The organism is Ensifer adhaerens (assembly GCF_001270265.1).
Classification (GTDB): domain Bacteria; phylum Pseudomonadota; class Alphaproteobacteria; order Rhizobiales; family Rhizobiaceae; genus Ensifer; species Ensifer adhaerens_B.
The window spans coordinates 15,334-37,714 of the sequence record NZ_LGAP01000048.1; the positions used below are offsets into that span (position 1 = coordinate 15,334).

26 protein-coding genes and 8 pseudogenes are annotated in these 22,381 nt (G+C 58.2%); 16 read left to right on the forward strand and 18 right to left on the reverse strand.

The window, feature by feature from the left end; genetic code table 11:
• Nucleotides 1–181: 181 nt before the first annotated feature.
• Together AC244_RS33260 and AC244_RS33265 are read right to left on the reverse strand one after the other, a co-directional pair.
• On the reverse strand, nucleotides 182–991 hold the full coding sequence (locus AC244_RS33260; protein ID WP_053253097.1) for a nucleotidyl transferase AbiEii/AbiGii toxin family protein: 810 nt from the start codon (nucleotides 989–991) through the stop codon (nucleotides 182–184).
• Nucleotides 991–1,332, reverse strand: a complete 342-nt coding sequence (locus tag AC244_RS33265) for a hypothetical protein (RefSeq protein ID WP_053253098.1) — start codon at nucleotides 1,330–1,332, stop codon at nucleotides 991–993. The genes AC244_RS33260 and AC244_RS33265 overlap by 1 nt, the downstream gene beginning before the upstream one ends.
• Before the next feature lie 1,235 nt (nucleotides 1,333–2,567).
• Between AC244_RS33265 and AC244_RS33270 the strand changes: the two genes are divergently transcribed.
• The 4 genes and pseudogenes from AC244_RS33270 (at nucleotide 2,568) to AC244_RS33280 (ending at nucleotide 3,678) form a co-directional block, all read left to right on the forward strand.
• Nucleotides 2,568–2,771, forward strand: a complete 204-nt coding sequence (locus tag AC244_RS33270) for a hypothetical protein (protein ID WP_053253099.1) — start codon at nucleotides 2,568–2,570, stop codon at nucleotides 2,769–2,771.
• Nucleotides 2,772–2,795: 24 nt separating this feature from the next.
• Nucleotides 2,796–2,927: pseudogene (locus AC244_RS38455) on the forward strand (recombinase family protein); the annotation flags it as partial.
• 68 nt (nucleotides 2,928–2,995) lie between these two features.
• Nucleotides 2,996–3,244, forward strand: coding sequence for a type II toxin-antitoxin system Phd/YefM family antitoxin (locus AC244_RS33275; RefSeq protein WP_053253100.1), 249 nt, complete (start codon nucleotides 2,996–2,998; stop codon nucleotides 3,242–3,244).
• A complete protein-coding gene (locus tag AC244_RS33280) occupies nucleotides 3,241–3,678 on the forward strand; it encodes a type II toxin-antitoxin system VapC family toxin (RefSeq protein WP_053253101.1) in 438 nt (145 codons plus the stop codon). Before AC244_RS33275 ends, AC244_RS33280 begins: the two co-directional genes overlap by 4 nt.
• Before the next feature lie 155 nt (nucleotides 3,679–3,833).
• Here the strand turns inward: AC244_RS33280 and repC are convergent, their stop codons facing one another.
• Nucleotides 3,834–4,049 (reverse strand): replication initiation protein RepC, encoded by a 216-nt coding sequence (gene repC / locus AC244_RS36015; protein WP_414735988.1) that lies wholly within the window; start codon nucleotides 4,047–4,049, stop codon nucleotides 3,834–3,836.
• Between the two features lie 6 nt (nucleotides 4,050–4,055).
• Nucleotides 4,056–4,160 (reverse strand): DUF1515 family protein, encoded by a 105-nt coding sequence (locus AC244_RS39030; RefSeq protein WP_082367323.1) that lies wholly within the window; start codon nucleotides 4,158–4,160, stop codon nucleotides 4,056–4,058.
• A 39-nt stretch (nucleotides 4,161–4,199) separates the two neighbouring features.
• On the opposite strand from AC244_RS39030, the pseudogene AC244_RS36025 reads away from it, so the two are divergent.
• Nucleotides 4,200–4,337, forward strand: a pseudogene (locus AC244_RS36025) (glycerol-3-phosphate transporter); the annotation flags it as partial.
• 299 nt (nucleotides 4,338–4,636) lie between these two features.
• On the opposite strand, the gene AC244_RS33285 reads toward AC244_RS36025, so the two are convergent.
• The 3 genes and pseudogenes from AC244_RS33285 to AC244_RS33295 all read right to left on the reverse strand — a co-directional run bounded on the left by AC244_RS33285 (nucleotide 4,637) and on the right by AC244_RS33295 (nucleotide 5,735).
• Nucleotides 4,637–5,074, reverse strand: coding sequence for a type II toxin-antitoxin system VapC family toxin (locus AC244_RS33285; RefSeq protein ID WP_053253102.1), 438 nt, complete (start codon nucleotides 5,072–5,074; stop codon nucleotides 4,637–4,639).
• Complete coding sequence (locus AC244_RS33290; RefSeq protein ID WP_053253103.1) at nucleotides 5,071–5,340, reverse strand: antitoxin; 270 nt, start codon at nucleotides 5,338–5,340, stop codon at nucleotides 5,071–5,073. Before AC244_RS33290 ends, AC244_RS33285 begins: the two co-directional genes overlap by 4 nt.
• Before the next feature lie 111 nt (nucleotides 5,341–5,451).
• Nucleotides 5,452–5,735 (reverse strand): annotated as a pseudogene (locus tag AC244_RS33295) (hypothetical protein).
• Nucleotides 5,736–6,479: 744 nt separating this feature from the next.
• On the opposite strand from AC244_RS33295, the gene AC244_RS33305 reads away from it, so the two are divergent.
• Nucleotides 6,480–6,668: a hypothetical protein gene (locus AC244_RS33305; protein ID WP_053253105.1), complete on the forward strand. Its 189-nt coding sequence runs from the start codon at nucleotides 6,480–6,482 to the stop codon at nucleotides 6,666–6,668.
• Between the two features lie 341 nt (nucleotides 6,669–7,009).
• Here AC244_RS33305 and AC244_RS33315 read toward each other — a convergent pair whose 3' ends face one another.
• Nucleotides 7,010–8,242: a type II toxin-antitoxin system HipA family toxin gene (locus AC244_RS33315; protein ID WP_053253107.1), complete on the reverse strand. Its 1,233-nt coding sequence runs from the start codon at nucleotides 8,240–8,242 to the stop codon at nucleotides 7,010–7,012.
• Nucleotides 8,239–8,541, reverse strand: a complete 303-nt coding sequence (locus tag AC244_RS36040) for a helix-turn-helix domain-containing protein (protein ID WP_082367324.1) — start codon at nucleotides 8,539–8,541, stop codon at nucleotides 8,239–8,241. Before AC244_RS36040 ends, AC244_RS33315 begins: the two co-directional genes overlap by 4 nt.
• A 312-nt stretch (nucleotides 8,542–8,853) precedes the next feature.
• On the opposite strand from AC244_RS36040, the gene AC244_RS39035 reads away from it, so the two are divergent.
• On the forward strand, nucleotides 8,854–8,994 hold the full coding sequence (locus AC244_RS39035) for a tyrosine-type recombinase/integrase (RefSeq protein ID WP_414735989.1): 141 nt from the start codon (nucleotides 8,854–8,856) through the stop codon (nucleotides 8,992–8,994).
• A 201-nt stretch (nucleotides 8,995–9,195) separates the two neighbouring features.
• Nucleotides 9,196–10,764: a Fic family protein gene (locus AC244_RS33325; protein ID WP_082367325.1), complete on the forward strand. Its 1,569-nt coding sequence runs from the start codon at nucleotides 9,196–9,198 to the stop codon at nucleotides 10,762–10,764.
• Between the two features lie 206 nt (nucleotides 10,765–10,970).
• On the opposite strand, the pseudogene AC244_RS33330 reads toward AC244_RS33325, so the two are convergent.
• The 6 genes and pseudogenes from AC244_RS33330 to AC244_RS39045 all read right to left on the reverse strand — a co-directional run.
• Nucleotides 10,971–11,303, reverse strand: a pseudogene (locus tag AC244_RS33330) (DUF3088 domain-containing protein).
• A 68-nt stretch (nucleotides 11,304–11,371) separates the two neighbouring features.
• Nucleotides 11,372–11,551: a DUF1289 domain-containing protein gene (locus AC244_RS36045; RefSeq protein ID WP_082367326.1), complete on the reverse strand. Its 180-nt coding sequence runs from the start codon at nucleotides 11,549–11,551 to the stop codon at nucleotides 11,372–11,374.
• Between the two features lie 8 nt (nucleotides 11,552–11,559).
• A complete protein-coding gene (locus AC244_RS33335; RefSeq protein WP_053253110.1) occupies nucleotides 11,560–11,835 on the reverse strand; it encodes a metal/formaldehyde-sensitive transcriptional repressor in 276 nt (91 codons plus the stop codon).
• A gap of 31 nt (nucleotides 11,836–11,866) precedes the next feature.
• Nucleotides 11,867–12,838, reverse strand: coding sequence for a CDF family Co(II)/Ni(II) efflux transporter DmeF (gene dmeF / locus AC244_RS33340; protein WP_053253111.1), 972 nt, complete (start codon nucleotides 12,836–12,838; stop codon nucleotides 11,867–11,869).
• A 36-nt stretch (nucleotides 12,839–12,874) separates the two neighbouring features.
• A complete protein-coding gene (locus AC244_RS39040) occupies nucleotides 12,875–13,084 on the reverse strand; it encodes a Tn3 family transposase (RefSeq protein WP_202596154.1) in 210 nt (69 codons plus the stop codon).
• Between the two features lie 68 nt (nucleotides 13,085–13,152).
• Nucleotides 13,153–13,937, reverse strand: a pseudogene (locus tag AC244_RS39045) (Tn3 family transposase); the annotation flags it as partial.
• A gap of 12 nt (nucleotides 13,938–13,949) precedes the next feature.
• Between AC244_RS39045 and AC244_RS38465 the strand changes: the two are divergent.
• The 3 genes and pseudogenes from AC244_RS38465 to AC244_RS33360 all read left to right on the forward strand — a co-directional run.
• Nucleotides 13,950–14,222 (forward strand): annotated as a pseudogene (locus tag AC244_RS38465) (zinc-binding dehydrogenase); the annotation flags it as partial.
• A gap of 188 nt (nucleotides 14,223–14,410) precedes the next feature.
• A complete protein-coding gene (locus AC244_RS33355) occupies nucleotides 14,411–15,091 on the forward strand; it encodes a cupin domain-containing protein (RefSeq protein WP_053253114.1) in 681 nt (226 codons plus the stop codon).
• 16 nt (nucleotides 15,092–15,107) lie between these two features.
• Nucleotides 15,108–15,893: pseudogene (locus tag AC244_RS33360) on the forward strand (tyrosine-type recombinase/integrase); the annotation flags it as partial.
• Nucleotides 15,894–16,045: 152 nt separating this feature from the next.
• Here AC244_RS33360 and AC244_RS38685 read toward each other — a convergent pair.
• Both AC244_RS38685 and AC244_RS38475 read right to left on the reverse strand, forming a co-directional pair.
• A pseudogene (locus tag AC244_RS38685) lies at nucleotides 16,046–16,466 on the reverse strand (GGDEF domain-containing protein); the annotation flags it as partial.
• Nucleotides 16,467–16,722: 256 nt separating this feature from the next.
• Complete coding sequence (locus AC244_RS38475) at nucleotides 16,723–17,271, reverse strand: PAS domain-containing protein (protein WP_234717114.1); 549 nt, start codon at nucleotides 17,269–17,271, stop codon at nucleotides 16,723–16,725.
• Between the two features lie 1,069 nt (nucleotides 17,272–18,340).
• Here AC244_RS38475 and AC244_RS33370 point away from each other — a divergent pair.
• From AC244_RS33370 to AC244_RS33390, 5 genes are all read left to right on the forward strand, one after another.
• Nucleotides 18,341–18,652, forward strand: a complete 312-nt coding sequence (locus AC244_RS33370) for a hypothetical protein (protein ID WP_152976223.1) — start codon at nucleotides 18,341–18,343, stop codon at nucleotides 18,650–18,652.
• Nucleotides 18,653–19,342: 690 nt separating this feature from the next.
• On the forward strand, nucleotides 19,343–19,606 hold the full coding sequence (locus AC244_RS33380; RefSeq protein ID WP_053253117.1) for a hypothetical protein: 264 nt from the start codon (nucleotides 19,343–19,345) through the stop codon (nucleotides 19,604–19,606).
• Between the two features lie 165 nt (nucleotides 19,607–19,771).
• A complete protein-coding gene (locus AC244_RS37015; RefSeq protein WP_152976224.1) occupies nucleotides 19,772–19,963 on the forward strand; it encodes a hypothetical protein in 192 nt (63 codons plus the stop codon).
• A gap of 331 nt (nucleotides 19,964–20,294) precedes the next feature.
• Nucleotides 20,295–20,459, forward strand: coding sequence for a hypothetical protein (locus AC244_RS37340; RefSeq protein WP_161807933.1), 165 nt, complete (start codon nucleotides 20,295–20,297; stop codon nucleotides 20,457–20,459).
• Between the two features lie 94 nt (nucleotides 20,460–20,553).
• Nucleotides 20,554–20,832, forward strand: a complete 279-nt coding sequence (locus AC244_RS33390; protein WP_053253119.1) for a hypothetical protein — start codon at nucleotides 20,554–20,556, stop codon at nucleotides 20,830–20,832.
• A 757-nt stretch (nucleotides 20,833–21,589) separates the two neighbouring features.
• Here the strand turns inward: AC244_RS33390 and AC244_RS33395 are convergent.
• Nucleotides 21,590–22,381, reverse strand: a 792-nt coding sequence (locus AC244_RS33395) for an IS630 family transposase (RefSeq protein ID WP_082367328.1), incomplete at its 5' end; no start/stop codon positions are given.

The window sequence follows — 22,381 nt, forward strand, 5'->3', positions numbered from 1 at the left end:
ACTGTTCCCACTTCAAAAACCATGTTCCTGTTGACCTCTCAAGAAGATTGAGATGCACATAAGGGGCGAGGACGGAGGTAATCATGCCGACTGCTTTGGTGGCACATGCATTGAATGCTTCCAGCAGCGCGATTGCGAGCTTCGTGTCCTTGGCGCATTCAGGCTGACGATCACTGTGCGCCTACCTGTCCCATCCAAGTGACGCTTCTGGCAGATCCGGTACCACTTCGGGCTCGGAGGTCGCCCTTCTGTAGACGAGGCCGTTTGCATCGAGACGATAAGTTTCTGCGGGAATACCGTTCTCATCGACAACGAGGATGCCGACCAGATCCAACGGTGCGTTACGCACGTAACTTTCTGCACGGTCTAGCATCGCGACGAGGTTCTCCCTTATGCCGGCGGCGGTCCAGCCACCCGGCAGACCACGTACCGACGAATAATCCTCTCCGCGGATGGAAAGTCCCTTTCTGCGGATCTCATCGATGCTGCGCACCGGTGAATAGTTGGGCGGCTTGCCGGACGCCGCCATTACGATTGCTCCAAGCGGGCAGAGATTTGAATCAATCGTCAGAAGATCGACATAGTCGCGGGCTTTGGTTCGGGTGGAGGCTGCGATGACCTTGTTGACAGCAAGATCCGCTGGGTGGAGCCGCGCACCCCATTCTTCATCTCGGATGAGAGGAAAGAAGCGAGACTTGGTCTCGCTCATCCATTGGATCAGCGTGCTGTCGCCATCTCGAAACACCTGCGCTTCGACGCAGCCGTATACGTTGACGTCGATAGTGACGAGAAACCCATCGTTCTTGAGCGTTTCGATGTCTCTCTGCGCCGCGGAACCGATCTCCGAGTCGCTATCATGGAAAATATCAATGTCGTCCGACACACGCGGCCAGTTCATGTTGAGAACCACACCGCCCGCCATATAGCTGCTATCGGAGCGGTTTCTGGCGATGGATGCCATGATATTCCGTTGAAGATCGGTCAGAGCCATTAGTGACCACCGTCAAGTATGGACAGCATCTTCCTTCCCATCGCAAAGGCTCTGGCGTCGCCTCTTTCGATCAGCGCATTCGCCACGACCCGTGACCGACTTGGGACATCATCGAGCCTCTCGATGTCAATATTGTCGAATATTCTCAAGCCATAACGCTCGGCGGCCAGATTGAGGTATTCCCCTAGGCGATCCTTACGCTTTCGGTGATCCTCACGCATGCCTGCGGCGGCGCTGACAATATCATTGCGTCTATCGCGCGGAACCAGCACTTCCACTCGAACGAGATCAGCTGCACCACCACGCTCACGGTACCTTTTCATCCTGTCTCGAGACGCCATCGCCGTTCTCCTTCGCAGTCAATATATGCGTATCCCGGATACGCATCAAGTTGGATCGCGATCGTGACACGATGTCAGCGATCCACAAGCATCCCGCTCCGGCTACTGCCGCAAATGTCAATTCTGATCGCGCGGAGAAACCGAAACGCTCGAGACATTGGCCGACGCCAACGCGGTACCGGCCGACGAGACCGGCATCCTCCAGCAGCGCAAAACTAAAAACAACTGGGCCACCGGATACAACCCCGTCCGGCCCTGCCGTGTGGCACGGCAGTCAACGGCGAGGTTGCGGCGGCGTTTTCCGATCCAATCGCCTCACCAGCATCTTGATAGACGGACAAGTCCAAAGGTCTCTTTCGACGCAAGACTGACCGTGCGGAGCCTGATGCTTTGTCGGCCGGGCATCTCCGTGAAACGGGCTTCATGCGCGCGATGTGCCCACGCTGGTCATGCTGCTCGAACCAGACAAGGATGAGCGTACCAGGCGGCGGCCGCCATAGCGGCCAGAGCCCGTTCGCGCGCGGCTTGACCGGTTAAAAGGGTCGCCGCAGGAGGTTCAGCGCAAGCGCCGGCCGCAGGCCGGGAACCGGGACCGACCACCCCCGGCAAGCCGCTCCGCTTTCCCGAGAGATGTCACCCTTCGCCACCAGATCGTCCATGAGCCTAACAGGCAGATCCACCCGCTCGTGCAGAATGCATGGAAGAAGACGTAGCGGCGCTCGTATGGTGGCTTGAAGGACGCCGCCAGCAGCCCCTTCGGACGCCGAGGTTCCAGAAGATGCGTACGATGGCGGGACTTTGAAGCCGCTCGATGGTTCGCTTGGCTAGCGTCGTAGCGCATGTGGAAACGAAAAGGCCCCTTCTCCTGCAAGCAAGAGAAAGGGGCCCGTCTGAGCGTTCGAATTCACAGACGCTACGATGTTGCTCAATTCAAACCTGATCGCAATAGCGCGACGACACAACTTACGAATTTTTCTGTTATTCAGCCTTCCGGGCATCGTACCCAGCCTCGTTCAACACCGCGCCAAGGCTAGCCGCCTCGGTCTCAACCTTCCCGACGGCCCGTTCAGTGTGAGCTGAGGCAGCAGTCGGCTTATCGAGGCTCGCTGCTGCAGATGACGCCGGTGTACTATCGATCTTGATCACCAAGGGTCGCTTCGGTCACAGTTTCAACCTCTTTTGACGCAATTGGGATTGGTGATCCAAAAGAAATCAAGGACCGGAGAAACGTAAGCGTGAGCGACACCGATAGGCCACATCCATCAACGGTAGTACTGTTTGCGAGGAACTATCTGGCTCAAAGGGACAGCATCGCTAAGCAGCTCCGGGACGCAATTGCCAATGGCCGCACCAGAGATGCCGACAAGCTGATGATTAAGCTAACCGCACACGAAAAATACATCGCCGACAACCGCTTGGAGCGGTTCAGGAAGTCTTAGACAACAGACAACTGCATGATTGGGGAGATTGGGGCGCAGCTCGAGAAACTTTACGAGCGTACGCCACGCGGCGGGACCAAATGGTCGCCTTCATCTGTCAAGAATCTGTGTGATCGCGCGAGACGATCAGGACTTCTGGCGATCGAAGCGGCGTAACCGTCCTTTGACCCTGAGTGGGGTCAAGCCCATACATAGTTATATGTGACCACTTTACGGAGGCGCCGATGTCCACTGTCAGTTTAAAGGATGCGAAAGGTGGTCTCTCCAGCTATGTCGATGAAGCCATCAAGGGCGAATTCGTCACGATCACCCGGCATGGAAAGCCGGTAGCTGCTCTTGTCCCCTTACAGGCGGCGGAGATTGCACAGCACGCCCTTAAACCCCGTCGTTCCAGCTTCGTTTCATACCTGAAGACCTTTCCCGGTGGAGAGTTTGAGCGCAATACCTCGCCTTCACGGGATGTCGGTCTTTGACAGCATATCTCCTCGACACGAATGTGGTCTCGCTATTGTCACCTTCGCGGACCGAGACCGCGACGGGGCTCATCGCGTGGCTGGACAAGGCTGAAGACACAACTGAGTTTTTCCTGTCGGTCGTCACAGTCAACGAGATCGAGCGCGGGATCATGTTGCTCGAGCGGAAAGGTGCTACCGCAAAGGCAAACGGTCTCAGGCGCTGGATGGACGGCCTGTTCTCGACATACGAGGATCGGATCCTGTCGATCGACGCAGCGGTTTCTGCGATGTCCGGCAAGCTCGAAGCCGAAGCAATCGCTTCGGGACACAGTCCTGGCATGGCTGATGCGCTCATCGCCGGAACGGCGAAGGCCCACGACTTGACGGTGGTAACACTGAATCTGCGGCATTTTGAGCCGTTCGGCATCGACCTCATGGCAGCACCTGTTTGAGCGGAGCGAGTGCTTCGGCACCAGGCTGGTCGACGTTCAAGCTTTCATCAACATGTCTGTGTGACGTCTCGATACCAATGACGAATGCGCCAAGTGGCCCTCGCGAAGATCGGCCGGCCCGCATCATCATCGCGGGTTCAACTTCTGCAGGCTTTTCAGGAGCGGATCCGACACTTCAAGCCGTGGGATGGCCCCCAAATTCTCCTCCCCCGGGGATTGAAGTCTCTTGCTTTCGTCCATCTTGGCGCGCAGCAGGACCATGACCATTTTCCTTCCCTCGCCTTGTCGGTCAGGCTGCGCAGATAGCCGCCGGGGCTGTTGATCTGGTCTGCACGCTGGTAGCCGGTGACCCCAAGCGCACCGGTGCCCATCAGTTTCTATCGCTTCACGTCATCGGTCATCCGCCTCATTTCCGCGACATCCGCGTCGATCGATGTCACGGACGCTTCGACGTCTCCGACGCGATCGACTAGCTGATCCATGGATTATGCAGGGCTAACCTTGCCTCTGATGGCGTTTGCATGGTTGATTTCACTGACGCCTCGACACCGTGGAACTATGAGATGGTGACCGCGATCCTGGCGATCATCCCTCCAATTCTCGTGGTCGTGCTGATACAGCGCTGGTTCGTCAAAGGTCTTGTGGAGACTGAGAAGTAATGGCGGCAAGCGTTCGTGCCTCATTTCGAACGCCATCGAGCGAGCGTCCGTGCGACGTCGGGACCGGCTCTGAAACCCCATAAGGCCCCCGACAGTGGTGAAAACTGCAAAGCCTGTGACTGCACCGAAGGCGCGCCACCGACAATGCCGGTGCCTGTCCCGAGCATCGCGCCTGCGATGCCCCCTACCACCGTGCCTATGATCCTTGCCTGCAGCATACGCCGTCGACCTTCGGCCTTAGATGGAATGTTCTACGTAGAGCTGCGGTATCGGGATCGTTCCCGTCATGAATGCCTGCCTCAATTGGAGGCGCCCTTTGTTTGCCTGGACGTTGAATCCAGCCAGTTTTCGACCCGGAGCTCACGAACGCGCGTAAACTCCCCGGTATTGGCCGTCACCAGTGTCGCCCCGAGCGCATAGGCATGAGCGGCGATGAACAGGTCATTCGGGCCGATGGGCTTGCCAGCGGCTTCCAGTTCAGTCCGGATTCCTCCGTACTCGGCATCAGCAGGCACATCGAGCGCGAGCACTAACACACTTCCAAGAATGGCTTCGATCTGCGCCAGCAGCTTCGGCGACCCCTTCTTGGCGCATCCATGACGCAACTCTGCCGCCGTGATGATGCTGACGCAGATTGCATCCGGCCCAACCTCGGCGATGTGTTTAGCGACAGTGCCCTTCGGGTTTCGTGCAAGCTCGGACACGATATTGGTGTCCAGCATATAGAGCCTGCTCACAGGTCGATTTCCTTCACTGGCAGCAGCGTCTCGTCAACATCGGGGAACTGATCTTCAGGCCCGAGCGGTTCCAAACCGGCCAGGACTTCCAGCAGGTTCTTGCGGCGCACCGGCTCTATGACAAGGCGGTCTCCGTCGCGGTGGATCATCACCCGATCGCCGGGAAGCTCAAAGTCAGCCGGGATCCGCACAGCCTGACTCTTGTTGTTTCGGAAGAGCTTAGCTTCCCTTGGCGGTGTAGGTTCGTTGTGTCTGAGTTGGGGCATGTCGGCCTCCTTTGCATATACATAGGCATATACATGCCAGTAAGGAGGATTTCAAGCTGCTCATTCTGGACTTGCGCCATTCTATTTGCATTTCTGTCGCAATGCCGACGATCAGCGCGGCACTTCCGAGTTCAGTGAAATTTTCCCGTTGTCGGTCCAGTGTATCGCCAGCGAGCCAGGGTCCAGATAGCCCCCGGTCGATCGCAGATAGGCGACGATCTCCAGTTTCAGGTGATCGCGGTCGCCGTATTTGTCGCCAATGCGGTCCAACTCGTCGGCTGCCTCGTCCATTTCCTCGACGTCGCCGAGCACGTATCTGTCATGACCGATCGCGCAGATGTCGCACCGGCATTGATCACCTCGTCGACAAAGGCGGGGATCTCCCTTTCCAGTATTTGGGAAACTCCGTGAAACGTGCGCGCGATGTGCTCCCGCCGTCATGCTGCACGGACGAGAAAAGGATGAGCGTACCAGGCGGCGGCCGCCAGCGCGGCCAGAGCCCGTTCGCGCGCGGCTTGACCGGTTAAAAGGGTTGCCGCAGGAGGTTCAGTGCAAGCGCCGGCCGCAGGCCGGGAACCGGGACCGACCACCCCCGGCAAGCCGCTCCGCTTGTTCGAGGGATTTCATCCTTCGCGATCAGGCAACCCGCCTCGGCGGTGCCGATGGCTTCGCGATATCCATGGAGTCGTGCCACGCCGGGGCTGCTCGGAAAAGGCAGCGACAGCAGGCCATTCGGGCCGCAGTCGCTGAGACGCCGATGCGTTGCGCGACATCGTCTGCGGCTGTGGGCTCGATACACTGACCGATGCCAATGCGGTACTGGTCGCCGACGAGACTGGCTTCCTCTAGCAGCGTAAAACTAAGCACGAACTCGGCCTCGATCACAATGAGAACCGGGTGCATATGGCGGCGTGACCTTCTAGGTGGCGAGCACTTCTAACCGCTCCTCCGTGAAACGACAGCGGCGGGCGCGACCGTCGGCGAGACGGTCCGGCATGGCAGTCTCGGGCCTACTTACAGCCAGCTGGCAAGCGGCGAAAAGGTGACAGAAACATATCTCCACCCCGACGCCCGCCATAGCCTGACCTTTACATCCGACGGCAATGGAACGGCGATGGATTGGTTCCTCTACAACGCCTATGCGGGACACTATCGCACGCACGGCAAACGCTCCCGAATACGGCTTCATGGGGCAGCCCTATGGCGCCGACACTGGCCTCCACTATGTCAACCAGGCCAGACACGCTCTATTCCGCAAGTATCGCCATGACAGCGCTAATTGCTACGCGTTCATGCTCACCAATCCCTCCTGGGGCTTCGATCTGTAACAAATAGTTTGCAAAGGCTTGGGCGAAGTACAAGCCGATGATCTTTCTAGCGGTCTTTACAGGGATGCGCCCCTCCGCATACCGGGGGCTGTCATGGGCGAACCTGGAGATTGATCGCGTCCATGTTCGTCAGCGCGCCGACAAGGATGACCGGATCGGCACTGTGAAATCGCGCGCGGGCCGCCGGACGATCTTCATCCCGCAATCAGTGGGTGAAATGGTGCCTGGCAGGAGAAATGTCCGGAATTGCGTAGCAAACGCCACAAGGATCGAGTCGGCAAAGTCGCGGTCGTTCTTGACGTGTGCTGAGGCATCGACATAACGGCGAACGTCTTCGTGCGTCAGCGAGTGTCCTCGTGTTCGAAAGCGGCCTCCATCATTCGGACCTCTGATGGCGGCGCGCCTCGCGCCTGAGCGAAGTCACGCCACCGCGATGTCACGGCTCTGCATTCTGCGATGATCGCGTCGGCATCGACCATCGTCACGAAGTACTCGGCAACCGACCGCAACAAATCGATGGACGCGGTCCCATCCTCAAAATCGATCCTCGTGGAGAGAACCCGAATGCTGTTCCCGTTGGGGTTCAAGTCATAGGCGGGACTGAGCTGCCATCCCTTCTTGCCGGCCCACAGGAACCCGTGATTGCGGAAGTGATCGTCAACATTCGATATCAAGATGTTGATCGCTATCCTGCGAAAGAGTTCGGCGCGGTCGTGAGCGGGCTTCGCTCCGTAGGCATTGATGGCATCAACGATTTCAAGGTAGCTGCAGTCCTTATCCCCGTCATTATGTTCGGTAACCGCCATCGCCGACATGAACGGAATCCGATCCGTCTGCTCCCCAGCTTGTCTTATCCTGTCGAAGCGCCGGGACAGGAACACTGTATGGCCAGTCGCCTGAACCAGTTCGTGGCGCGCCGTTTCGATGCCCGCCGCGGCGGCAATGTCCATGGCAATGGCCTCCCATCTCTCCACCGAGTATTTGTCCAGCTCCTTCGGGAACTTCGCGATCGAAAGGTTGCCGTGTTGATCGTAGACAGATGCTTTTGGCCGCGCTCCACCAAGCGACGAGCCAGGGGCGAAGATCAAGATCAAGTCTTCATCGGATTCCTCGCCTCGTTCGATCCTTTGGGCCGCTGCTAGGAGATCGCCCAAAGCCACGGTCGTCGGAACTCCCTTCGACTGCGGCGACTGAAACGTACCTCCCACGGAAAATCGTATGCCGCCTAAACGGGTTTCGTCTGACACCCCTAGAAGGTAGTCGGCTTCATGGAGAGTGCGTGGCGCTCTGCCTTCTCGCTTCGCCTCTCGGTTTTCCCGGCGGCGCATAAGGGTTCTTCCCCATGTATCGGGGGCGCTGTCTCCCAAAGTGCCGAACATCAACTTATTCGCGCCCGGGTGTAACACGCCGCGTCTAAGAGGGAGCGTCGGGTCGAACTGGAACGCCTCTGAGGAGTTGAGCCATACGTCGTCGTGTTCGTATGTCACGCGCTCGCGTCCTGCGCCTGCATGTCGGCGCATTGTACCAACCTTGCGGCTGACGCCATATGCGTCAATGTAGACATCGATCGTCATGTCCCATCCCTCGGTGCGCGCTTGCGCAACTGCTCCTCGGCGAGTACCTCGCCGAGCTTGTCTTCGACGTTGCCCCACCCGTCGATCAATCCTAGCGCCTGCATCACCATCGCATATGCTCCGATGCTTACGCTGGGATCGCCATTTTCGATCCGCGTAATGGTCGGTCGGCTTATGGATGCCCTTTCGGCTATAAGGGATTGGGGAAGTTCTCGACGTAAGCGAGCTTCGCGGAGCTGCGCGCCCAAGGTGCGCAGCTCACGTTTGGTGGCTGGGCTTATCGTTATTTTTGTCTTCATAATGCAAATCTTATGATACGTTGCGCGCGTTAATGTATCATAAGATTTGCATTATTCAAGACTGTCCATGTCGTGTGCGCGCGAGCGCATGGGAGCTTCCAGCCGCGCTGTCAATTCTGCCAGTTGCCTTTAACTCGTCCACCACGGCCGCCATTTCATCCTCCGGAAATGTCCGGCATCGAGTGCTGATCTCGTGTCTCCGACGGAAACCGGCAAACCAACCCCTCTGAACAACTTCACGCGCCGGGCGTGGGAACCGTTGCTGAAAAAAGCGGGAATCGCCACGCGCGACTGCGGGGCAAGTTCGTCGAGGTGCCCAAATACTCTCCCTACGCCTTGCGGCACTACTTCGCCTCGAAGTTGACCGAGAAGGGCAAGGTCCTGAAATTGATTCAAACTTGTATGGGGCACGCTGACATCCAGGTGCCGCTGAATGTTATGGGCACTTATTGAAAGATAAAGATGCAGAGGGCGCACGCACCGCCGAGGACTTGGCTATCGGACTGATGCCGGCGTGAGGGGTGGTAGGATTGCGCTATGGAGTTATCAAAAATCATAAAGTATGGAAGTATGGGATCGTTCTTCATTGAAAAGTATCGTTTTTCATGAGACTATGTTCTAGTAACTAATTTTCATGGGGAGGTACTGAAATTCATGGCCCGCGCGCCACAGAAGCCATTTTCAGGCTCAGTAACTATTTTTCACGAACGGTGGCTTCCTGAAGAGGCGATACCCGTAGGGTATGCCGCCTTGATCCACGCCTACGAGCTCGCCGTGCCAGTACCGCGCACATTGGCGGCCATCGGTCCGCGCCATAAGGTCTATGAAGACGATGGGTGGCGTATCTTTACGCCCCGGCACCAGCCCGCTAACACGCTCGATGCGCAGCTTACATTCTCCTTGCGCTATGAGGGCCTTGACCTTGCCGTCCTGAAAGCCCTGTTCCGGGCGACCGGACCCGATCCCATTGCGGAGATCGTGCGCGCAGCCCCTACCGGATCTTATGCGCGCCGTATCTGGTTTCTTTATGAATGGCTCCTGCAAGAGCAACTCGACCTGCCCGATGCCGCCACCGGCGCGTATGCGCCCGTCGTCGACCCTGAGCGACAATGGGCGATCGTCGGGTCAAATTCCACTCGCCATCGCGTCAAAAACAATTTGCCGGGCACTCCTGATTTCTGCCCGATGATCTTTATGACCCAGGAGTTGAATGCGCTCGTCAGCCGCAATCTAGCCGCGCAGGCACGTGCGCTCGTTGCGGATGTTCCTGCCGATTTGCTGGCGCGCACGGCAGCGCTCCTTCTGTTGAAGGATTCTCGTTCCAGCTTTCAGATCGAAGGCGAAGACCCGCCGCAGGATCGTATCCAGCGCTGGGGACAAGTCATCCGGCAAGCCGGGCGGCGTGCCATTGATCTGGAAGAATTGCTGCGCCTGCAGCGTATTGTAATCGGCGACGCGCGTTTCGTGCGGCTGGGACTGCGAATTGAGGGTGGTTTTGTAGGCGAGCACGAGCGGAACATCGGTACGCCGATCCCGGACCATATCAGCGCCCGGCACGAGGACCTCGAAAAGCTGACGAACGGCCTGACCGCATTCGACAAAATGGTAGCGCCGGAACTTGATCCAGTCGTTGCTGCTGCGGTGCTGGCCTTTGGCTTTGTCTATATCCACCCGTTTGAAGACGGCAATGGCCGTCTTCACCGCTTCCTGATCCATCACGTTCTAGCCGCGCGCGGTTTTAACCCTCAAGGAATTGTCTTCCCGGTATCGGCAGTGATCCTCGATCGCATCGAAGACTACCGGCGTACACTGGAAAGCTATTCACAGAGATTGCTGCCGCTGATCCGCTGGACAGCGACCGAGCGCGGTAACGTCGAAGTACTTAATGAGACCGTAGACTTCTATCGTTTCTTCGATGCGACGCCGCATGCAGAGTTCCTGTTTTCCTGTGTAGCGCGGACAATCGATGTCGATCTGCCGGCAGAGACTGCGTTTCTGGCTGGATACGACACATTCAAAAAGCGCGTATCCGCCCTCATCGATATGCCGGACAGAGTGATGGACCTGCTCTTCCGCTTTCTACGACAGAATAACGGCACGCTTTCCAAGCGTGCCCGCGAGCGCGAGTTCGCCGGCCTGACCGACAGTGAGGCCGCCGAAATACAATCTATCTACGAGGAGATTTTACCGACGCTAAGTGGTGGCAATACCTCCGCCACCTGAGCCGTTGGGCAGACATTCCGCCAGCATATTTGCGTTGCATATTCATTTCATTTCGTTTCTACTACTTTTTGGTTTCGCAGCGAAGGTTGTGCAAGCTTCGATCGAGGAGGATCGATTTCGCCTGGCGCGCCTTATGGGCGTCACTACACGAAAGTGATGAAGATCGTCCGACTTTTGAGAACGAAGTGAGAATCATTCTTTGCAGGTCATGGATGCGGAAAGTTGTGCCGCTCCGATAGCGCGGCAATGGGATCTGGTCGTTCTCCGAGATGAAGGCGCGGCCCTCATAGGTGGCTGTTTGATGAGGCAAGCTGCCCCCCTCCGCCAACACCAACAAAGGTAAGGACTGATTCTGTTCACCTACAAGGGCGGTGACGCTTTGTCTCGGTCGAGGCCATTCGATCCGCTCAACATCGATCTGCTGCGCCGAATCCGGAAACGACGCAAGTACCCCCTCCATCAGGGCGCAGTGCTAGCAATGAAACAGCGGGGTCTTCGAAACGTGGGCGCAACAAAAACAGCTTGTCGCATTTGGCCATTTCACGTCCTTTCCGATTTGAGCGCCTGATAGAGCGCGGTCTTTCCGATCTTCACGCGGGCAGCAGCTTCACGGACGTTCAGCCCGGCACTTCACGCGCCGTTTCAACTCGGTCGATAGGGTCGTGCGGTGGTAGGGTGACAGTTTGCGCCAAGCCTTGATTTCATCGGTCGTCCGGCCGCAGCCCAAGCACCATTTGTTGCGTGGGTCGAAGCGACAGACATCGGTGCAGGGCGAGTCATTCTTCATGACAAACCTTATTTGAGATAGGCGCGGACGACGTCGATCAACTCGGCCGCGCCTTCATCTCGTTCCTTCTGGGTAAGCCCCTCTGCGGCAAGGTGCATGCGGATGTGGTCTTCAATCACCTCGCCCATGAGGCCGTTCATCGCACCCCGTGCTCCGGCGATCGACTGCATGACCTCGACGCAGCCCTTCTCCTCATCGAGCATCCGCTCGATGCCTTCCATCTGCCCGCGAATACGGCGTACGCGGTTGATCAGCTTTTGCTTCTCACGAATGGTGTGGGTCATGCGGGTGCTCCTCGGATGCAGCGGTTGGCGGTTAGGCCGCGCGGGCTTCGACCTCCACCGTCACATGCGATAAATCATGGATGGCGGCAAGTTTTGCGCGGTAATGAGACGGCGTTTGGGGGTGATCGGCGACAATCGAGACGATCGCGCCATGGTGGCCAGGTCCGAGTTGCCAGATGTGAAGATCAACGATCTCCGCACCTTCCTTGACGATGATCTCCTGAATTTCCTCCGGCAGGTCTTCGCCCTGCGGAATGTAGTCGAGAAGCACACCGCCTGCGTCGCGGATCAACCCCCACGACCAGCGGGCGATCACGATGGCTCCGACAATGCCGATTGCCGGATCTAGCCAGAGCCAGCCGTTGAGGCTGCCGAGGACCAGCGCGCCGATCGCCAGAACGGAGGTCAGGGCATCGGCCAGCACGTGGACATAGGCGGCGCGAAGGTTCTGATCCTTCCCTGCCGCGTGCCCATGGTCATGCCGGTGATGGTGGTCGTCCTTGAGAAGCCACGCGCAGACAAGGTTCACGATCAGGCCGACGACAGCCACCATAATGGCTTCCTTGAAATTGATCGTGACGGGTGACTGGAAGCGCAGGAAACTTTCCCAGCCGATCAGCAGCGCGATCAGCGCTAGCATCACGGCACTCGCAAAGCCTGCGAGGTCTCCGAGCTTGCCGGTGCCAAAGGAAAAGCGGCGGTTACTGGCGTGCTTGCGGGCGTAGAGATAGGCCAGCGCAGCGATGAGGAGGGCAGCGGCATGGGTGGACATATGCCAGCCGTCCGCCGTGAGAGCCATCGACCCGAACATATTACCGGCGACGATCTCCACCACCATCATGGTCGCGGTGATCGCGATCACCAGCCACGTGCGCCGCTCGTTCCGCGCGTGGTTGTCGCCAAGGAAAAAATGCTCGTGGGCGGCGTTGAGCGAACGGCCATGGTTATGGTCGTGCGGGTGGGTGTGGTCGTGCGCATGCCCGTCGTCATGGGATGAATTCATCGCCGAAACTCCTTTATAATAATATAGGGGGGTACACTATATGATTATGTTGAGCAACGCCTTCCATGAAGCGTCGGCCTTGAACTCAAGTTTGATATCTGGCCTGATCAGCCCGAAGCTGCGAATTTGGCCGAGTTCGCTCAGCGCCTTGTAAGTCGGATGCATCATTTCGGCGCGTGCAAACCGGCGCAGGATCGCCTCCGGGGCCGCCGTTCTCGGCTGCATGGCGGCGGCATATTTGACCATCTCATCATAGCAGGAGCAGTCCGACACGAAAGTGTTGAATCTGTCCGACTTTTGAGAACGTAGGTTGATCACGCTGCGAAGATGGATGTTTTGCGCCGCAGTGGCCTGAAATCGAGACCATCCGTCGGGATCCAGATGTAATCGCCGGTGAGACCGATATGCTGCCATCCGAGCGGGGTGATGTGCTTGATCACGTCGGGCGGCGTGGCAATTTCTTCCCGGTTGAGTTCGGCGAAAGCCGGTTCGAGATAGAGGGTATTCCAGTAGACGACGGCATTGATCAGCAGGTTCAGCCCGGAGCGCGATAGAACTGGCTTTCGAATGTCCTGTCCCGCAGTTCTCCGAGACGATTGTAGAACAGCGCGCGAGCGAGGGTGTTGGCAGGAAGATGGAGCGATTGATGCGTCCGAGATCGCGTAGCGCCAGCGCCAGTCCGTTCTGACGCGGGAATGCGGACAGCTTCGCCAGCAGGGTCGAAGGCCGAACCTGGTCGGAGCGGATCGTCGTGACCAGGCGCAGGATGTCGTCCCAGTTTGCCTTGATCCGCTCGACGATGGCAAAGCGCGAAGCTCATGTCGCTGACCCCGCCGGTATCGACATAGTGAGTTTCGATGGCGAGATCGCTGCTATGATAGAGTAGACCGTCGAGAACATAGATGGCCTCGCTTGCGTTGGCATTCATGGCGATGATGTAGAAGGCGCCGTACTGGGAGGATGTGAAGCGATAGAATTTGGCGCCGGGATTGGGACCATAGCGGGCGTTGAGGTCGCCGATCGCCTCGGCATGTCCACCTGCCGGAAAATACTGGCCGTCGGAGGAAGAGGCGGTTCCGTCACCCCACAAGCTTGCCAATACGTCCGCCAGATGGGCTTCAAGGTTGCAGCCGTCGGGCGCGGCCAGGACATCGCCGGGGATGCACTGAAGCTGGGCACGCATGTCTATGTCGACATCTGCCAGGAGGATGCGGCCAAGAAGCTCAACTCGATGGGCGGGGCAAAGGCCATCATCACGACCATCGGCAAAGCGGAAGCGGTATCGTCGCCGATGGCGGGACTTGCGCCGCGCGGCAGGCTCGTGCTGCTTGGTGCGGGCAAGGATCCGCTGCCCGTGCCGGCCAGTCATCTCGTGGTCGGCGGGCGCAGTGTGCTCGGATCGATCACCGGCACGCCCTACGAGAACGAAAAGACGCTCGACTTCAGCGCCCTGACCGGCGTGCGATCCGCAGATCGTAACGATGCCGCTGGAGAAGACATTCGAGACCTATCAGAAGATGAAGTCCGGCGACGTCAAGTTCCGGATGGTCCTGACCATGAAAGAGATCCGTCATGCGCATTAACGACGATTTGTCGAAGCCCGTCATCGTCCACGCCGCGAAGCAGGACTGGGTGCCCAGCCCCGCAGCCGGTGTCGACCGGCGCATGCTGTTCCGCGTCGGCGGCGAGGTCGCCCGCGCCACCTCGATCGTACGCTATGCCCCCGGCAGCGCTTTTCCCCGTCACACGCACAGCGGCGGCGAGGAGATCCTCGTCTTGGAAGGCGTCTTCCAAGATGAGCATGGCGACTATCCGGCTGGCAGCTATTTCCGCAATCCGCCCGGCACCTCGCATATCCCCGCCGCGAAGGAAGGCTGCACCATCTTCGTGCGGCTCTGGCAATTCCGCAACGGGGATCAGACCCAGATCGTGCTCCAGCCCGGTGAAGGCCAGCAGGCCACGCCCCGCCCTGGTGCCAGCGCCGCGACCATCCTGTTCGACGATGGAAGAGAGGAAGTCCGGTTGGAAGACTGGCGGGCCGGTGAAACCGTCACGGTCGCAAACACGCGTGGATTGGAGTTCTTCGTTCTCTCGGGCGGGCTGACCATCCGCGGTGAAATGCTGGAACCGCTGAGCTGGGGCCGGTTGCCCGCCGGGACCGGCCTAACTGCAACCGTCGGCCCGGACCGCGCAAGAATCTGGCTGAAGGATGCGCCCCTGCTGCATCCGGACGCCCTCCAGATGGCCGAATAGCGGAACCGCCGAACGCGGCATGAAGGCGAATTCCGTCGCCACCATCGTGCGGCGCCTTTCGGCCATTGGCTGGAATTGCGCCCAGCGCAGCATGCCGCTTCACCGTAAGGACCGCGCCATCGCCACTGTCATGGCCGGCATCCGCAACACCCACGCTTCCCCTCCCCGGCAGAAGGAAGCCATTCTGCCCGAACACCTGATCGCCATGCTCGAAACCCTCGATCGCGGCACGTTACGGGGCTTGCGCGACCGGGCGATGCTGCTAATCGGCTTTGCCGGTGGCCTGCGCCGCTCCGAAATCACCGGCCTCGACCTTGGCCGCGACCAGACCGAGGACGGGCGTGGCTGGATCGAAATCCTCGACAAGGGCCTGCTGGCGACGCTGCGCGGCAAGATCGGTTGGCGCGAGGTCGAGGTCGGCCGCGGCTCCGCCGACGCCACCTGCCCGGTCGTTGCTGTCGAGACGTGGATTCGGTTCGCCAAGCTCGCCAGAGGCCCCCTCTTCCGCCGCGTCACCGGAAAGGGCAAGGACGTCGGACCAGATCGCCTCAACGACAAGCAAGTCGCCCGCCTCGTTAAGGCGGCGATGCTTGCCGCCGATGTTCGCGGAGACCTGAGCGAAGGGCAGCGCGCGCTGAAATTCTCGGGCCATTCGCTGCGTGCTGAGCTTGCCTCGTCGGCCGAAGTCGACGAGCGTTATGTGCAGAAGTAGCTCGGCCATCCCAGCGCGGAAATGACCCGTAAATATCAGCGCCGGCGCGATCGCTTCCGCGTCAATCTCACCAAGGCATCCGGGCTTTGAAACGCCCCTCCCCTGCTCGTCAGCCGCTCGGTCAAAACCAAGCTATACGGCACGGCATCAGCCGATGCTTGCCTCCAAGGGTTTCGGCAAACCAGTTCGTTCTGTGCCAGGCACCCGCGAACGTGAGGAGTTTCGCTATACCGGCAATCCGATCACGCAGCGGTCGCCTGGTTGCCATTAGCTGCGATGCAATCACGGCCCTTCGTCTTGGCATCATAGGGCGCTTGGTCCGCAGCTTCCACCAACGCGGCTGGGGTCGCGAAGGTCGTTCCATCGGACATACTCGCCACTCCAATGCTGGCCGTCACGATTGATTTGTTGCTTGCTCTGTGTGGTATCGCAAGCTGATGCAATGTGGAGCGCAGGGCCTCGGCGAGGCGCATGGCGCCGTCCCTGTCTGTCCCAGGCAGGACGGTCGCACAACCACTGAAGGAGGACGTCGCCGATCGCCTTGAGGCATTTATCTCCCTCGAGGTGGCCATAAGTATCGTTGTAGGTCTTGAAATGATCGATATCCAGGAGCAGCAGACTAAGGTGCGAACGGCTGTGGCGCGTTCGGGCAAACTCCTTCGAGATCACGTCGTCGAACACCCTTCGATTTGCAATGCCGGTCAGGGAATCTGTGTAAGCGAGCCCTCTCATTTCCTGAGCAACTTGCTTCAGCCGTTCCTCGGAATGCTTCATCGACGTGATATCCGAAACGACCACCAGAGCGGATCCATCGGACGCCAAACGAGTGCGCAGGCTGAGCCAGCGCCCGTCAAACAGAGGAATTTCCGTATCTCGTGTCAGGAAGAGCTGTGCGGCGGAAGCCTGGATCCATTCTTCACTAACGTCTGCACTGACATCGATCCTTTCGGCATTCCGCACCACGGCCCGCACGATATCCGAAATGTTGGCGCCTGGCTGTCTGGCATAGGGCCGAGCGGGGAAAAGCGGCACGGTACTGATCGTTGCAGAAAACCAGCCTGCCCTCCGGGTTGAACATGGCAAGGCCGTCCGACATTTCCGCCATCGCTTGCGAAAGCACATTCTTGCTATCGAGGGTTTCCCGCACAAGCCGCTTTTTCTCAGTGACATCCCGCGTTACGCCCGCAAGCCCGATCAAATCGCCATGACGATTTCGCAACGGCACCTTTGAGGTTAGGAACCAGCGCTCTCGACCGTCCTCGATGACAAAGGGTTCCTCGAAATCCACCATCGGCTCTCCCGGCGTCATAATCTCCTGCTCACGATCGAAAAACGCTTGGGCCATTCCCCGAGGATAAAGATCGAAATCGGTCAGACCGACCATCTCCGACGATTTCGTGCGACCGTGATTTCGTGCGACGTTCAGGCCGAAATCTGTCGGTGCTCGATCGAGGTCGATTGGTGGCAAGAGCGGTCCTGGTAGCAATCAGGTTCCCTCTTCGTTCTGAAGCTTGGCCAAAATCGCATATGTGGAACGGCCCGGTTGGCAAGGTTTTTCTTCGCAATATTTCCCCGAGTTGGACGGTGCTGTCATATGTCCGGCCTGTTTCGCGGATTTCTTCCGCTGGCCACGATGAGATCCGCGAAGCAAATCGCCTAATCAGCTTCTCGCGCTTCAATGCGCCTGCGATTTTGCGGTCTGATTTGCATCGGGATGTCGTCCCCTGGGGTCATCACAATTGGCACCTTGCCGCTCTTTTCCCGCGAGTTCGCGCGGTGGTTACAGCTTGAACTCCTCGATAGCTATCACCCCGCACGATAAGCGCCCAGATGATACGAGCGACCTTGTTGGCCAGCGCGACAGCAACAACCTTGAACGGGCGACGCAGCATCATGGCTGTAATCCAGGGCGATGGCCGGGCACCGCAGCGGGCAAGTTTAAGGATCGATGTCGCTCCAACGACTGGCAATGTGCGCAGTTGCTGGTTTCCTCGCTTTGAGATTGAACCAATCCGCTCCTTTCCTCCGCGTCGCCGTCGAGACACATGACCGCATTGTCGGAAAACTCTATCGTGCCTGTGAACGCAAACGGGATGAGCTGTTGCAAGGCGAGCGCGCCTCGATCGGCGATACGCTGAAAATGCTTTCCCGCTTCGGCGAGGCACTGATCACCGTGCATGAAGAGCAGGATGACTTAGGATTGGCCATCGCGGAAGGCGGTGGCTGGGAGCTGCTCCGCCAGACTGTTGCGCGGGCAGCCGCGCTCACCGGCAAGGTCTCGGCGGAGCCGTTGGAATTTGTGACCGACGGATATGCCCGTTTCCGGAGGTATACGCCGCGGTTTCTGGAAGTCCTGGCGTTCCGCGGCGCGCGCAGCGCAGATTCGCTGCTCGAAGCATTGGAATTGCTGCGCCGACTTAATCGGAGGGGCCAGCGCACTTTGCCCTTAAATGCACCGCTCGACTTTGCGCGAGCGAGATGGCGCAAACGAATTCTGACGGATGGGAAACCAGATCGGCAAGCGTGGGAAATCGGTCTTGTTCGAACTTCGCAATGCCCTACGCGCGGGCGACATCTGGCTGGCGGACAGCAGACGGTATCGCGAGATCAGCACAGCGCTGGTTCCGATCGAAACGGTATTCGAAACTGCACGGCTGGCCGTGCCGCTGGAGGCGGAGGACTGGCTTCGCCATCGCACCCACACTCTCAAACGCAACATGGCGCAAATCTCAGGTGCCGACCAAGCTGGCACTCTTGCAGGTGGGGCCATCGTAGACGGCAAGCTTCAGATCGATCGGCGCGAAAGGGCGGCGCCGGAGGAAGCTGCCGCGCTTGTCTTGAAACTATGAAAGTATGCCGTCCGTTCGGATCACGGACATCCGCTTTACCGATTGCTCGGTGAATTCGCCAACATATTGAAATTACAAAGTTTCATGCTTCACTGTACGACAATTCGTCCAGTAACGAGCCGTTGAATGGCTCAGAAAATTCCCCAATGATTTCAATGCTACGCATCCGTTGACATTCGTTGGATGCAGCCGACGTGCAACCGAATCAGCGAGCACGCTCGCTCGCAGGGGAGATACAGACGGAAAATGCTGAATTTCCCTAGCTGCCTCAAAGGAGTACAATCCACTTTGCCTCGTCCGGCCCGCCTTTATCCCTTAAAGATGCTCACGAGCTGGAGCGGCACAGTGTGGGGGATTCTCGGCGAGAAGCGCTGACCCTAGATCACCAATCCAAGTCGGAACTCGTCGTCCCCCTCCCTGAACCTTTTTTGGGAGTGCGATAATGTTTACCCTTGGTGATCACAATAGGCCTGAACGGAACGCTTCAACTGCCTTCCCCATTGGCCTACTCTTCCTTGCCATATGCGCTATCCTCGCCTATTTGGCGATCGGTGGGCTTTGGTCGGAGAATAAGACCACAGTTGTTTACACGCCGCAGATCACGGACGTACCGAAGCCCGACTCAGAATAATTCTCGGGCAGCGTCGCGCCCTTATCGAAATGGTTCCTTCTGCAGCGGGTCGCGGTCGAATGTCATTGGTAAAGATCGGCAGGGCACGCTTGGCATTAGCGCTGCCAGGTCATCGGGAGCTGTTGCGGTCAATCAAGCACCGACAGCTGGATGATCTTTTTGAGGATTACGCAGTCGCAGCGATGGCCTTCGACAAATTCTTGCGAGAGGTTCCCCGCACGGAGGAGCTGGTCCGGGAATACGAGAGTATCTGCTTGGACATGCAGGCTGAGGCGGTAGCGTTGCTGGCACGCCTGGAAAAAACCCCGGACAAAACGAACTAACCTTGTGAAATTGGCCATAGGTTTAGTCGGCAGTCCAGAAGTATATATCGGACATGCTTGCTATGATTGGAAGCTTAAAGGCGGACTTGTCTTTTCAGCGCCATGGAAATCGACGCTAAATCGGCATATAATGGCAATAAATACTTTGCCATGCAGAGACCAACGATGCCGCACAAGAGTTTCGAGGACGAACTTATTGAACTTGGCTATGACGATTTGATTCCGGCTTTTCGAGCAGCTGTGCAGCAAGGCGCTCAAGCCATGCTCGGCGCACAGCAGCAAACCAGAAGCCGCGAAGATTGGTTCGGCACGCTCTACTCACAAAACCCGATCTGGTGGGCCACGAAGAGACTGTGAATTTGGTCCTGAGCCGGGACATGGCCGAACTGCAAGATTTGCCTGCCAAGGATTGCTACGACAAGGTTGCAGAAAGGGCGAGGTAGCGCCTTCAAGCTCAGCACAATCATGAAGAATATATGAAGCCCTATCGGGCCTATGGCGAGAGCGCTGGCCCTGGTGGTCCGAATGCTCAAAAGCTCCTCAGCGTTGACGACTTCGAACGCGAGTCCATTACGCGTCCTGGCTCCCTTGGCGACACCATTCGCAAGAGGCGGGAAATGCGCCAGCAACGCGGGCCGACAAACATGGCTCGCTACGCCCGCGAGAGCAAAGCGCAGGGGGCTGAAAAATGCCCTCCAAAGCCAACGACCTTGCAAAGCGCGTTTATGAAGAAGTCACCGGCCTTTCTTGGGATGAAACAGTCAAGCCAGCGGAGTTGCCGCCAGCAAAGAACGGCGTGGAACTCATCAATATGGCCCTCGGGAAAATGGCTTGCAGGAGGGCGATACCATGACGGCGGAAGTGGCGATGCGGCTTGCAGAGGACATTGTTGACGCTAGTCGGTTTGAGATGGCCCCGAAAACAGCGATGCCTGGCGGGTATTAAAGATGATCGAAATTCGGGCTCTGAAGAGCGCCTCACAAAAGAACATGCCGCCAACGCGGTTGGCCAGCTTGTTCGCTGAAAGCGAGATGGCCTGTGGATTGCCATGTGTCGTTGACGGCGTTGTGGAGGCTGTTCGGCTGCTTGGCCTGAACGGTCGCGAATGCGCCTTGTTGGAAAGCGCCATCGCGCAGGGGCGCATGTGGAAAGGCCAGGATCGCAGCGGAAGAGTTGCGGGCAAGAGCGACAAGGTTTGCGTTCGTCGCGCATTGGCGGAGGTGTAGGCCATGGAAACTTTCGGGATGTGGAACCCGAGCTTCTTGCGCAAGACGTGGAACAAAAGGCGCCGCGAAGCGCGGCCTGCCGGAAATCCTGATTGGCGAGAAGAAGATCGAGAAAAGCAGCACCGCTATTATGTGAAGCATCGTGATCGATTGCGTCGGCCTAGGGCGGAGCGGCCGCCGAGGTGGCGATGAAATTGTCTGCCAGTGAACTCGCGGCTTTGTTGGCGGAAATGGCTGCGATGACGTCAGACACGCTAGCGCGTGGGGCTAGGACGATGAAGGGGCAACGGAATGAGGACCATCACACGGCAAGATCTAGCACACGGCCCTGTTCCGGTCGGCGACACGGCGGAAAGAGGGCTTCCCGATAGCGAGGCTGCCGAGTGGAACTTGGGCTACGACGCTCGACAATATCAATTTATGGCTGGTGGCACGACAGGGGATTGATCCGTATTGCCGCGACGGCGAAACGCCTGAGCAGTTTCAGCGTGAGGTGACGCGCACAATGTCACGGGCGGCGAAAGCAGCGAGTGAAATTCCGCAGGAAGAGCTTCAGGCCATTCTTTCGGAGGTCGCTTGACATGATGAAGACAGGAGGCCGACTGCAAGCTTTTTCGCATACGGAGTCTTTCTTCACGCCGTTTTCGCATGGAAATTCTTCGATCGGAAAACTCCTTATGCATTGCAATGGCACAAGGGGGATATCCAATCGTGATCCTTATGGATATTTTTTAAGCCTGGCTGCACTAGTGTCCCGTCACCGAGATTCTGACTCGTTGACCTGTGGTGTTGGATAAGACTTAGCCATCTTTTCGCGCGCTTGCTCGATTGAGAACATCCATCGGATTTGGGCACCGCTATCGGTTCGACGACGCTCCCATGCCTGAACCTCACTTTCGAGCAGGTTGCGGTTGTCGATGCGGCGGTCAAGACACTGTCGGCGCATAACGCCGATCTCGATCTCGGCCATATTGAGCCAACTCGCGTGGCGGGGCGTGTAGTGGAATTCCAGACGTCGCAAAATCCGACGTGCCTCAGCGGCTGGGAACGTCTGATAAATAGCAGAGGCCGTGTGGGTTGATAGGTTATCCATCACCACACGGACGCAGTCGGCGTCGGGATAATCGCCGTCGACGAGGTCGCGCATGCAGACGGCGAAGTCCTCGTTGGCGCGCCTATCTGTGACCTTGACCTTGCGCCACGACCTATTGGCATCGACCATAACGAAGAGGTTGGCCGTGCCATTGCGCTTGTATTCAGAATCGTAGCGGTATCGCTTTCCCGGTTTCTGGACGATAGGCACGCGCACTTCGCCGATGAGCTGGATCGGACTTTCATCGACGCAGACGACGGGTCGCTTAGGATCATGCGGCTCAGCGTAGAGGTCGAGAAGATCCTCCATCCTGGCGATATATTCGCTATCGATTTTGGCGATGCACCACATTTTCCTCTGCCACGGCTTCAGGTCGTTGTCGTCCAGCCGGCGGCGGATGGTTTCGCGTGAGACACTCTGATGTTCGACCACCTCCAGCAGCGCGTTGGCCAGTCC

Coding starts and splice junctions, on each gene's coding strand:
- AC244_RS33260 (WP_053253097.1), bottom strand. CDS start 991: ATGGCTCTGACCGATCTTCAACGGAATATCATGGCATCCATCGCCAGA.
- AC244_RS33265 (WP_053253098.1), bottom strand. CDS start 1,332: ATGGCGTCTCGAGACAGGATGAAAAGGTACCGTGAGCGTGGTGGTGCA.
- AC244_RS33275 (WP_053253100.1), top strand. CDS start 2,996: ATGTCCACTGTCAGTTTAAAGGATGCGAAAGGTGGTCTCTCCAGCTAT.
- repC (WP_414735988.1), bottom strand. CDS start 4,049: ATGGGCACCGGTGCGCTTGGGGTCACCGGCTACCAGCGTGCAGACCAG.
- AC244_RS39030 (WP_082367323.1), bottom strand. CDS start 4,160: ATGGATCAGCTAGTCGATCGCGTCGGAGACGTCGAAGCGTCCGTGACA.
- AC244_RS33290 (WP_053253103.1), bottom strand. CDS start 5,340: ATGCCCCAACTCAGACACAACGAACCTACACCGCCAAGGGAAGCTAAG.
- AC244_RS33305 (WP_053253105.1), top strand. CDS start 6,480: ATGCGGGACACTATCGCACGCACGGCAAACGCTCCCGAATACGGCTTC.
- AC244_RS33315 (WP_053253107.1), bottom strand. CDS start 8,242: ATGACGATCGATGTCTACATTGACGCATATGGCGTCAGCCGCAAGGTT.
- AC244_RS36040 (WP_082367324.1), bottom strand. CDS start 8,541: ATGAAGACAAAAATAACGATAAGCCCAGCCACCAAACGTGAGCTGCGC.
- AC244_RS33325 (WP_082367325.1), top strand. CDS start 9,196: ATGGCCCGCGCGCCACAGAAGCCATTTTCAGGCTCAGTAACTATTTTT.
- AC244_RS36045 (WP_082367326.1), bottom strand. CDS start 11,551: ATGAAGAATGACTCGCCCTGCACCGATGTCTGTCGCTTCGACCCACGC.
- AC244_RS33335 (WP_053253110.1), bottom strand. CDS start 11,835: ATGACCCACACCATTCGTGAGAAGCAAAAGCTGATCAACCGCGTACGC.
- dmeF (WP_053253111.1), bottom strand. CDS start 12,838: ATGAATTCATCCCATGACGACGGGCATGCGCACGACCACACCCACCCG.
- AC244_RS39040 (WP_202596154.1), bottom strand. CDS start 13,084: ATGGTCAAATATGCCGCCGCCATGCAGCCGAGAACGGCGGCCCCGGAG.
- AC244_RS33355 (WP_053253114.1), top strand. CDS start 14,411: ATGCGCATTAACGACGATTTGTCGAAGCCCGTCATCGTCCACGCCGCG.
- AC244_RS33380 (WP_053253117.1), top strand. CDS start 19,343: ATGTCATTGGTAAAGATCGGCAGGGCACGCTTGGCATTAGCGCTGCCA.
- AC244_RS37015 (WP_152976224.1), top strand. CDS start 19,772: ATGCCGCACAAGAGTTTCGAGGACGAACTTATTGAACTTGGCTATGAC.
- AC244_RS37340 (WP_161807933.1), top strand. CDS start 20,295: ATGCCCTCCAAAGCCAACGACCTTGCAAAGCGCGTTTATGAAGAAGTC.
- AC244_RS33390 (WP_053253119.1), top strand. CDS start 20,554: ATGATCGAAATTCGGGCTCTGAAGAGCGCCTCACAAAAGAACATGCCG.